Annotated in this window: 7 protein-coding genes and 1 pseudogene; 5 read left to right on the forward strand and 3 right to left on the reverse strand. The window is 68.6% G+C overall.

Going from position 1 to position 10,021, the window contains the following annotated elements; translation table 11 throughout:
• Window positions 1–409 (reverse strand): annotated as a pseudogene (locus tag ACYVO7_RS25510) (hypothetical protein); the annotation flags it as partial.
• 61 nt (window positions 410–470) lie between these two features.
• On the opposite strand from ACYVO7_RS25510, the gene ACYVO7_RS25515 reads away from it, so the two are divergent.
• The 3 genes from ACYVO7_RS25515 to ACYVO7_RS25525 all read left to right on the forward strand — a co-directional run bounded on the left by ACYVO7_RS25515 (window position 471) and on the right by ACYVO7_RS25525 (window position 3,679).
• Window positions 471–719, forward strand: a complete 249-nt coding sequence (locus ACYVO7_RS25515) for a helix-turn-helix domain-containing protein (RefSeq protein WP_460452579.1) — start codon at window positions 471–473, stop codon at window positions 717–719.
• Between the two features lie 680 nt (window positions 720–1,399).
• Window positions 1,400–1,666, forward strand: a complete 267-nt coding sequence (locus tag ACYVO7_RS25520) for a hypothetical protein (protein ID WP_460452573.1) — start codon at window positions 1,400–1,402, stop codon at window positions 1,664–1,666.
• A 747-nt stretch (window positions 1,667–2,413) separates the two neighbouring features.
• A complete protein-coding gene (locus ACYVO7_RS25525) occupies window positions 2,414–3,679 on the forward strand; it encodes an endo alpha-1,4 polygalactosaminidase (RefSeq protein ID WP_460452574.1) in 1,266 nt (421 codons plus the stop codon).
• A gap of 380 nt (window positions 3,680–4,059) precedes the next feature.
• Here the strand turns inward: ACYVO7_RS25525 and ACYVO7_RS25530 are convergent, their stop codons facing one another.
• Window positions 4,060–4,296: a hypothetical protein gene (locus ACYVO7_RS25530; RefSeq protein WP_460452575.1), complete on the reverse strand. Its 237-nt coding sequence runs from the start codon at window positions 4,294–4,296 to the stop codon at window positions 4,060–4,062.
• Window positions 4,297–4,988: 692 nt separating this feature from the next.
• Between ACYVO7_RS25530 and ACYVO7_RS25535 the strand changes: the two genes are divergently transcribed.
• Both ACYVO7_RS25535 and ACYVO7_RS25540 read left to right on the forward strand, forming a co-directional pair.
• Window positions 4,989–5,393: a hypothetical protein gene (locus ACYVO7_RS25535; protein WP_460452576.1), complete on the forward strand. Its 405-nt coding sequence runs from the start codon at window positions 4,989–4,991 to the stop codon at window positions 5,391–5,393.
• A 1-nt stretch (window position 5,394) separates the two neighbouring features.
• Entirely contained in the window at window positions 5,395–5,994 is a 600-nt protein-coding gene (locus ACYVO7_RS25540; RefSeq protein ID WP_460452577.1) for a hypothetical protein, read from the forward strand.
• 1,938 nt (window positions 5,995–7,932) lie between these two features.
• Here the strand turns inward: ACYVO7_RS25540 and ACYVO7_RS25545 are convergent.
• On the reverse strand, window positions 7,933–9,543 hold the full coding sequence (locus tag ACYVO7_RS25545; protein ID WP_460452578.1) for a caspase family protein: 1,611 nt from the start codon (window positions 9,541–9,543) through the stop codon (window positions 7,933–7,935).
• Window positions 9,544–10,021 lie beyond the last annotated feature (478 nt).

Raw genomic sequence — 10,021 nt, forward strand, 5'->3', positions numbered from 1 at the left:
CGGCGAAATTGGCCGCCTTGTCGGCCTGCACCTGGGTGGCGACGCCGCCGCCGATCAAGGCGAGCCAGCGCTCGCCCGCCTCGCGCAGCTCGGCGGTTTCGGCCATAATGGCCTCGTGCGGCGCGGCGCCGATTCTGTTGTGGCCGATGCCGCCGGGACCGGCGGCCGGCGGCTCGTCCGGCCAGGGCTCGCCGCGCTCGGCCACAGCCACATAGGTCTCATAGGAGATGGGATGACGGCAGCACCAGGTCCACACGTCGCACGGATGCACCGGGGCGGAGCCCTTGAGGGCGCGCACGGCCTCGCCGTCGGTCCAGATCGCCACCGGCGACCACGGTCCGCCGCGGCGCGAGCGCATGCGATAGTAGCCCGGGCGGGGGTCGTTTTCGTGGAAAGTGTGTTCATTCATAGTCGATATCCTTTCTATCGACAATGATGCAATTTATATCGAAATTGATGGAATTGCAAGAATGCTGACGGGTGCTCAAATAAGAGCCGCTCGTGCATTGCTCGGGTGGTCAGCTTCCGATCTGAGTCGCTTGGCCGGGGTAAGTGTGCCAACCATTCAACGTCTGGAGCAGCACGATGGCTTGCCCCCCGGTAGAATTCAAACGATAGCAGCCATCCAAAAGGCGCTAGAATCTGCGGGCGTAGAGTTCATTGGCAGCGCAATGGAGAGCCCAGGTGTGAGGCGGCGTATAAACCCAAGCGTGAAGTAGCCTTGGCGCTGTGTTGCGGCAGTCCACTTTGCCGTTGATTTGCCCTTACGTGACGCGATTGAATCTTCTGTTCGCTAGTAGCCCTGCGCCCAATAAAGCGACAGCTTCATCTACCAGAGCCGGGACAAACGACGGCAGGCCACATCATCCCTGAATGGGCTGGGCCGCAAGCTGCCAGTCCTGATCGGGCTGGAGTGCCTGATGCGGGCCGCAGGACGCGGCCGCGACGACGCCTTGCGGGTCTTTATGCTGCTTCGTGGGGCGCTCGCCGCCCTGGCGGCTTGCCCGCCCGACGACACGACGCTGCGCCGCTGCCGCGACGCGACGCTGCCAAGAACCTGCCACGATGAGCGCGGCCAGCACATCGTCGCACCCAGGGGCTGGTCGACCGCGTCCTGGAAGCCATCGACGATGTCGCCCGCAAGCGCGGCCTGCAACCCCAGCCGCATGGGTCGTGGGGCCTCGCCCCGGCCCTGTGACTCTCCCATGCCGGCGCGGCCCGCCGCGCCAGCCCCGCCGCTAGTGAGCCGCAGGCGTCTACCGAGCTGTCGCCTGACGAAGCCGCCCAGGCCGTCCCGACCTCGCCCGCCGCGCCGTCGCCCTCGCCCCGCCGCGCCGGGCCTTTCTCGTCCGCCGATCGCGAGGGCTCGGACGCACTTCGCTCACATCCGGAATGAGTGGTGCACCAGCACGAACGCGCCAGTCCGAACAACGCTCGCCATTTGCCGATCACCGGCATGATGCGTCGCCATTTCGACCAAAGCCGCGTTGGCGAAGCCTTGAACGTCGGCGGCCCTGAACACCGTCGTTTCGCCCTGGACGCCGTCTGTGCGCCACCATTCGATCCGGACCGGAATGCCGTTGATCCGAATGTGCCGAATACGTCGAACCTGGTGATCATCATCGACCGGGAGGTCACGGAACATCGTGGGATCGCTGGGGGCTGACGTTATCTGGTTCATGAATCACCTGACCGAACCGACCCGCCTTCTTCTTTAAACGTTGGCGATGCGCAGTCGGTTCGGCAAGCCACCCTCTCGGCTCTCGATGACCCAATCCGCCCATATCAACCCATTCAGGCGCGCCGCCGTGACGGCCCGGGCGAGCCGCAAGGTCTCCTCCATGGAAATTGGCAAGGCATGATCAGCGGCGCTCAGACACGAGCGGGTCCCGCCCTTCTGAATTGGACCGCCGAAGGGCTCGCTAACCTTGATGCTGATGCATCTCAGTTGCAGGGGCGCGACTGATCGCTGCCGTGGCGTCGGGCCGTGCGGCGGCGATCGTCAGCCGCTCCGCCCAACGCGCATCGGCCCGCGCAGCGCCGCCGGTACGGCGCGCGCCAGCCGCCACGCCTTGCGCCACGGCCTGGCCGCGCTGCCGCTTTTCCCCGAGTAGGGCGGGGAGGGTGTGGCGGCGCATGCGCGGCTCCTGGGCTTGCCTGAGGCGGGTCTCGCGCGTCCCGGACCGGCGCCATCGGGTCATGCGGCGCAGGCCGCGACAGGCGGGCTATGCGGTCGGAGCGGGGCGGGGTCCCTTCCTGTACCGCTTACGCCGTGATGCCTAATGCGGCTCACGGGACATTGCCGTAACGTGACCGCCGAGCGTGCTCGACAGCGGTGGCGTCGCTTGGTCGACCTGGCGAAACCCGGTTGGCTACGCCGCATCTTTAAGCTTCACACGACAGCGGGGCGGCCATGGCCATCACAAGTTGGGCGATACAGCTCCAAAACGCGCAGCCCTCCGAAGTCAAGGCCTCGTCCTTCGACCTCGCCGTCGTCGACCGGGACTGGTTCGACGGCGCCGTGACGCGTTCCTATTCGCCGACCGAAGTCGCCACGATGGAGACGGCCGCCAACGGCGCGGGCCACCGCGACGTGTTGGCCTATATGAGCATCGGCCAGGCCTCGACCTGGCGAGACTATTGGAATCCCGCCTGGGATGCCGCGCCGCCCAGCTGGCTGGGCGCCAGCGATCCGAATTGGCCGGGGAGCTATTCGGTGCATTACTGGGAGAGCGGCTGGCAGAACTTGCTGTTTGGCTCGCCCGGCGCGTATATCGACCGTATCTTGGCCGCTGGCTTCAACGGCGTCTTCCTCGACACCGTCAGCATTTTCCACCAATACGACAATTACGCCTTCACGGATGGGTCGGGCGCCACTTCGGCGCAACGCATGGTCGATCTCGTGGCCCAGATCTCCCGTTACGCCAAGAGCGTCGATCCTCAATTCGAGGTCTTCGTCAACGGGGCGGAGGACTTGCTGCCGAACCCCACCTTCATGGCGGCGATCGACGGCATCAATAAAGAAAGCCTCTATTACGGCGTGCCCGGGCTGGGCGTCCCCAATGCGAGCGACATGGTCGCTTACAGCGCCGGGTTGCTCGACACGGCCTTCGAAGCCGGCAAATTGGTCCTCAATATCGAATATCTGAACGCTGAAGCCTCGATCACGGATGTGGTGACGCGCGACAGCGGAGCCCATGTCCTGCCTTATGTCACGCCCCAGCAGGGGCTCAACACGCTCGATTTCACCGGCTCTACGAGCGGCGACGTCATCACCGCCGGCGCCGGGCGCAACCACATCTATGGCCTGGCCGGCGATGATATGATTGTCGCCGGCGCGGGCGACGACTGGGTCTATGGCGGGGCGGGCGCCGATCGCCTCGACGGGGGAGCCGGCGATGACCTCCTGAATGGCGGCTCAGGCGCGGACCGTTTTCATTTTGGGCCCGGGGCAACCGGCAAGGACGTCATCACCGATTTCGAGCGCGCCGTCACGGGCGAGGTGATCGAGTTCAGCCACGGCCTGATCGCCGGCGTCAGCAAGTTCCAGAACCTGAAATCGCACATCACCGAGAACGCCTCGCATTGGGCGGTCATCCCCCTCGGCAACGGCGACAGCATCACCCTGCAGGGCGTCCGCAAGGCGGATTTGCAGGCCGACGATTTCGTCTTTCTCTAGCCAACCTCGGAGCGGCCGACGGCGCCGCCATCGTCGAGGCGGCCCGGGCCCGGGCCCGCGACTCCGATCTGCTGATCGTCTTTTTTCTTGGCGACGGCACCGGAGCCGATCTGCTGGCGCGGCGGGGGGCCAGGGCGACGCCATCCCGGCGCTCCTCATGACCGGCGCGGTGGGCAAGGCCGCCGCCCATCTCGGCGATGCGATCGACGGGTTGCGCGAGCCGTTCACCGCGGCCGAGCTGAAACGTCGGGTCGAAGCGGCGTTGCGCTGACGGCGTCATCGCCGGCCTTGCGAGGGCCAAAGCCTCAGTCTTGGCTGCGGCCTAGCCCTCGCCGCCAAGTCAGGCGGCTTGCATCGGGGCCGCGAAGGCGTCCAACGCCTTAGTGGGGCGCCGATCGGCGGGCCTTGATCGAGCCTTCAAGCGCGTCCAGCGCCTGTTGGATGCGGGCGAGGCGCTCCCGGCGGCTGAGATTGGGCCAATTGCGACGGTCGACCGGCGCGCCGAAGCCGCGCAGCTGGCGACAGAGCAGGGCGATGATCTCGTCATCGGCGAACCCGGCCTCCCAAGCTTCCTGCAACTCTTGCGACGGACGACAGGCCATGCGGCTCTCGCGCATTAAGGCCACGTCAGGGGCCTCCCGCGCACGGAAGGCCCCTGCGCCAGGCTGGAGGGGGTTCGGTTAAGACGCCAGCGCGCTCAATCGAGCACAGTGGTTGATGAATGTAAACAACAGAACGCAAGCGTGAGAGTTTCTATCCAACAAGGGGCAGGAAAGCGACCCTGAGGGCAGAAGCCACTGGCGGCCCGGCCGGCCTTGGCGATGGCCGTCCGGCGCGCTGACGGCCTCACGCGCCGCCTGTGCATAACCCCCGCTCTGGCGGCGTCCGCGGCTGCGAATCACTGAAAGCTAGGACAAAGTCGGTGTCGGAGTGCAAAACCTCGCCCGATCGGTTCGCCGACACGGGCCCCACAGGCTGTCCTCGCCAAGGACGGCCGCGATCGCCGGACAGGATCCGGCCCGTTGGAGGGAGCACTCATGAAGGCGAAATCACGCCGCAACCGTCCCGCCTGGGCGCCACCGCCCGAGCGCCGCGCCGCCGCCGCCAAGCCGCGCCGCGACGCCGGCGTCGCACCGCCGCGCCCCGCCCCCGGCGACCTCGGCGCAGCCCTCCAAGCGCTGCTGGCGCCGCTGCCGCTCCTGGCCGGCGAGAGCCAGGCCGAGTACGACGCCTTGCGCGACCGCATCTGGGCCCCACCACCATCACGCAGGCGATCTACGCTCAGGAGTTTCTCGACGAGGTCTGGCAAGTGCGCCGGTTGGGCCGCGCTCGCGTCGCGGTCATCGCGGCCGAGGCGCTGAGCCTGGTCGAGAGCCGTCTCTTCGCGGCGCTGGCCCCGGGCGAGGCCGATCCCGCCCGGCGCGCCGCGGCCGCCGCCACCCTGGCCGCCGCCTGGTGGCGGGGCGAGGCCGCCGCGGCCGCCCAGGTCGAGGCGCTGCTCGGCCCGGGCCGGCTCAGCCGCGCCGCTGTCGCCGGCCGCGCCATCGACGTCAAGCTGCCCGTCCTGATCGGGCTCGAGGGCCTGATGCGCGCCGCAGGGCGCGGCCGCGACGACGCCTTGCGGGTGTTCATGCTGCTGCGCGAGGCGCTCGCCGCCCCGGGCGCCTTGCCCGCGCCGGAGCCCGCCGCCGGCTCTGACGCAGGCGAGGTCTGACATGGCCAGCGCCAAGCGGATCGCCGCCAATCGCCGCAACGCGCAAAAAAGCACCGGCCCGCGCAGCGCCGCCGGCAAGGCCCGCGCCAGCCGCAACGCCCGCCGCCATGGCCTTGCCGGCGCGGCGCTCACCCCCGAGGAGGCCGACAAGGCGGCCCCGCTGGCCGACGCCCTGCGCGCCGAGGTTGAGGCTTCGTCCCACGTCGATGCGGCCGCCGCCGCCGCCGCCGTCTTCGCCGCCGCGGTGGTGCGCCGGCGCGCCGCCCAGGCGGCGCTCTGGGCCCGGCGCGAGAGCCGGACGGCCGCTGCCTCCTGCGGGCCCGGCGATCCCGACGCCGCCCCGCGCCCGCCGCCGGCGCCTGCGTCCGAGCGGCTGCTGCAGCGCTATGACACGGCCCTGCGCCGGGCCCGCGACGCCGCCTTGCGCCGCTTCCTGGCCGCGGCGCGCGACGCGGCCCGTGACGCAGCCAGCCCCGACGCGCCGCCCTGCGGCGTCTCCGCCGACCTTGCCCCGGACTCCGACGCCGGCCCGGCGCCGCACCCCGCCACCGCAACCGACGGCCCGCCCGGTGTGTGGCCGAGGCGCAGGAGGAAGTCATGAGCGGATCGTCGCAGCAGCCTACGCGCGCGCCTTGGAGCGAAGCCGAGCGCGCCGTCGCTCGGGCCAAGCTGGAGGAGCATCGCCGCGCCTGGGACGATTTCGGCCTGCAGCATGGCCGCGCCGCGCGCGACCATGACGCTGCGGCGCTGCGCCGGCTGAAGACTAACGCCGAGATCCTCGCCCTGCGACACGCCGAGGAGCGGCGCCTCTATCGCCTCGACGAGTTGGCTTCGCCGCAGCGGGACTTCCCCGAGGGCGCCGAGCGCGACCGGCTCATCGCCAATTATATGGAGGCGCTCGAGTCAATGGCCCGCAAGCGCGGCCTGACGCCGGCCACGGACGACGCCGCGCCCCCGTCGCCGTCGCCGTCGCCGACGCCGGCCGCCGGGCCCGCGCCGGGGAGCGCGGCCGCTGCGGCCCCGTCCTCGCCCCTGGCCGCCTGGCCCCCGTCGCCGAGCCCGGCCGCGGCCGCGCCGCCGGCCCTGTCGGCCTCTCCCCCGACCGCGGCCACCGAACCTGCGCAAGCCTCGCCGGTCCAGCCGCGGCCCGCCGCTCCAATCCAAACGGAGGCGACTGTCGGATCCCAGGCTCGGGATGCGCTGTCGTCTGCGCCGGCGCTCGCGCCGCCGGCCGCGCCAGCGATCGCCGCCGCGGCCCAGACGGCCTCCGCGCTTCCGCCCGCCGCCGACGCGGATGCGGCGCCTGCGCCTTCCGCCCCGTCCCGCGCTCCCCCGTCGGAGCTCGCGCCTGTCGCGCCCGCTTCGGCCGGGTCGGGCGGACCCCGCACTGGGTTCGCCAGATCTCGGGCATGGCCGGCCAGCGCCGGATGGGGGGCAGGGGACAAACATAGGAAAATAAGCGAAAAGCTTCGTCAGCGAGAAGCTTTTGCGAAACGAAGCCATGGACCGGCGGTCTCCGACAACCTTCTCTGGCGCGCTGAGAGAGTTTCCAAGACTCGGCAGCGGGGTTCGGTCCAAGGCCGACCAAAACGCTGCGCAAGGCCGCACCCAAGACGAAGCCTTATTGCGTCCCCATTCTGACCTATGATGGGTGGCTGAAGCTCAAGTTTTGCGGGTCGAGTACCATGGGAAAGCGGCGAAAAGCCAGGGCGGCGACGGCTGGCGATCATGCGGAAGGGTTCGATGCTCTGCGCGGCCGGGTGATGAGCCGCTATGGGTTCGGCCTTGCGGACGAGGTTTGGTCCCGTCTGCCACCCACGACCAAGGCCGGTTATCTCAAGGCGGCGCTTGGCGTAATCAGAGCGCTCGCACCCCTTGAAGGGTCTCCAGCTTCATAGGGCCGTCTCTAGCTGTTGTGGCGCTTCGTCCAGGATAGGCGGTGGTCGCCGGTCAGTGCTTCGACCCTCGGTCAACGGCCGGGATGGTGCTGGAAGTGGCCGTTCGCCCATGGGCTCGGTGCCTTGGCCCGGATTTAGGGGAGCGCCGCTGAGCCCCTACGGTCGCTTCGGCCTCAGTTGAAGCGTCGAACCCGTGCCGGTCGAGCAGCAACTGACCGGCAAATTGTTGGTGGAGGTGGTGGCGCATGTTCCGGTGACGGACGTCGATCGGCTGCAGACCGGCCTTTGCTCAGTGTTTTGACACCGCTGGGCGCAACCTGAACTGCGATTACGGTCATGTCGCAGGACAAACCGGCGGCGCCGATTCCACGGATGAACTCAGGGGCCTGACCGCTCCTGGCGCGCTCTGACATGAGCAACTCTTCTGTGGAGCGAACGCGACCGCACGGTCCGATCTTCGCCAAAGCTGCGGGCCGGGAGTGGCCGCGACGCGAACCACTCCATTAAAGCCGACGCAAATGGACCGCCCCGAAGCATTCGCGACTTAGCCCATTCCGATGCGCGTCGGGCTGGCCTCCCACAGGCCTGCCGTCGGCGGGGCGATGGAGCTGAGTGGCGTGTCGGCCGGCTCCCAAGCGTGGTCAGGGCGCCGTGAATAGACCCGCCGAGCCGATGCGGCTGTCCGCAGCGATGGATTTCGCGACCGCCTCCCGCGCGTTCAAGGGCGACCGCTTGCGGTCGAGCCGGCGTAGCGCCTGCTCCAACTCGGGCATGCGCCGGGGCGAACTCACCGCCACGATTTGGTCGGCGCCGAACGGGGCGCGGACCCGCAGCTTCAAGCGGTGCTGGCGCCCGCTCGCGATCGGCGGATCGGATCCCATCGGATAGAGCAGTTCAATCGTTCCGTCGCCGGCGACGTTGAACACCACCAACGCCTCATTCGCCAACTCGCCGATCTCGACTTCGACTCCGCTACCCTCGCGATGCAGCTGGTCGTCGGGAGAGATCCGCACCCCGAGCGGCGACGCCGGCGCGCGCTGTTTTAGCCAGCGCAGAAGCGCGGCTCGTTCGATCAGGATCGGCAGGTCGTTGCGGTCGATGGCGCGAACGATAACATCGCCGCCCGACAGCGCGTCGCCGGTCGCGGGGTCCCAGGCCAGGTCCGGATGAGCGCTGGGCTCCACCACCCGGAACGGGGCCTGCACAGAGAGCCCGGCGAAACGCTCCGCAACGCCGTCGAGCGACGCGACAAGCACCGCGTCAGCCTGCGTCCGTGTGCTGGCACCTAGCGTCTCACCGAAGTCGGACCGCGGCGAGGCCTCACCCCGGGAAGACCGGGCGGCGACGCCACTCACGACCGCCTCGGCGGGCGCGGCCCGGGAAGGAGCGGCGACGATGCGCTGACGCTGATCGGAGAGCTGGTAGGTCACACGCCGCGCATATTCGCACAACTCCGTTCCGGTGATCGTCCCGTCGCGGTCTAGGTCAGCTGCGCCTTGCAGGCCGCGGGCGACGGCGTAGCTCAAGGCTCCTCTCGGGCCTTTTCCGGGAATCTGGACTTCAGGAGCCTTGGATTGCTTGTCGCTCGCCGCCAGGACCATGGTCAATCGCAAATTGGCGAGCGACGCCGTCGCCTCTGCGCCGGTCGGAACCGGCTGGGGATCATCGGCCGCGGCCGTATTGCTGAGGCAGCGATAGAGCAGCGGGGGGCCGCGCGGATCGACCTCGCGCGCCACGCCCTCGCCGAAGCAGGCGTCCATGATAAGTACGACATGCGCGCCCTTGTTCTCCAGCTGAACGGCGTAGTGATAGAGCTCTTTATCGACGAGCCTTTCCACGTTCTGAAGGTGGTGCTTCGGGTCGTAATTCGGCAGGAGCAGCACCTGGTCCATGCCGTCCGACTCCAGTCCCGTCGGGCCCGCAAAGTGCCGGGCCCCATAGCCCGAAAAGGCGAGGAAGACCGTATCGGAGGCTTGGCTTCGTCTTACGAGATCCTGAAGCGCGGTCAGGATCAAGCGTCGCGTTGCTCCTGCATCGGTCACGACACGCACATCGCGGGCCCCGACCGCCTGAAGGCTGGCTTCGAGATCGCGAGCGTCCGCGGCCGCGCCTTTCAGGCGCGGGAGGATGCGGTAGGCGTCGACGCCGATCAGCAGTCCACGAACTTGGCCAGCCGGCTTGCCGGCTGCGGGTGCGACTGCGACGCCGAGCAGAATGAGGCAAGCAAGCGCGACTTTCATGACGAAATGCAACGGCCAACGGCCGTTCCTCAGGCGAGTCCGCCCGCGAGTAATGGCACGCCAGTGACGTCCGATCTGTGACGAAACATACATCTCTGCGGCTTAATAAATGCCCCATGGCCTTGCTCGATCGAGTCCGGTTGGCAGGCGCTCGGGCGATCGCCGTCCCATGGAGGGCGGTTGGCGCGCTGACCACGGGCGCATGGCGTTCGGTTTCCAAGCCGCAGACCCAGCCCCTTTCAGGCTGATCCGCATCTTTGTCTTCGATGTTTTGGGCGCGTCGCGACGTCTGGTGCATTCCTGCACACCGTGTCCGCGGCAAGGGCGCCAATCTGAACGCATAGCCAGCGAAGAGGTGACGAACATGGCTGCGCCCGACTTTGACGACGCGAAGCCGCTCGGCCCTGGAGCCATCAAGACCGCGCTTCGCGCCACCCGGCCCGCCCTCGCCACGGCCGTCGTTTTCAGTTTCTTCATCAACGTCCTGGCC

This window comes from Alsobacter sp. SYSU BS001988, assembly GCF_054796215.1.

Coding starts and splice junctions, on each gene's coding strand:
- ACYVO7_RS25515 (WP_460452579.1), top strand. CDS start 471: ATGCTGACGGGTGCTCAAATAAGAGCCGCTCGTGCATTGCTCGGGTGG.
- ACYVO7_RS25525 (WP_460452574.1), top strand. CDS start 2,414: ATGGCCATCACAAGTTGGGCGATACAGCTCCAAAACGCGCAGCCCTCC.
- ACYVO7_RS25530 (WP_460452575.1), bottom strand. CDS start 4,296: ATGCGCGAGAGCCGCATGGCCTGTCGTCCGTCGCAAGAGTTGCAGGAA.
- ACYVO7_RS25540 (WP_460452577.1), top strand. CDS start 5,395: ATGGCCAGCGCCAAGCGGATCGCCGCCAATCGCCGCAACGCGCAAAAA.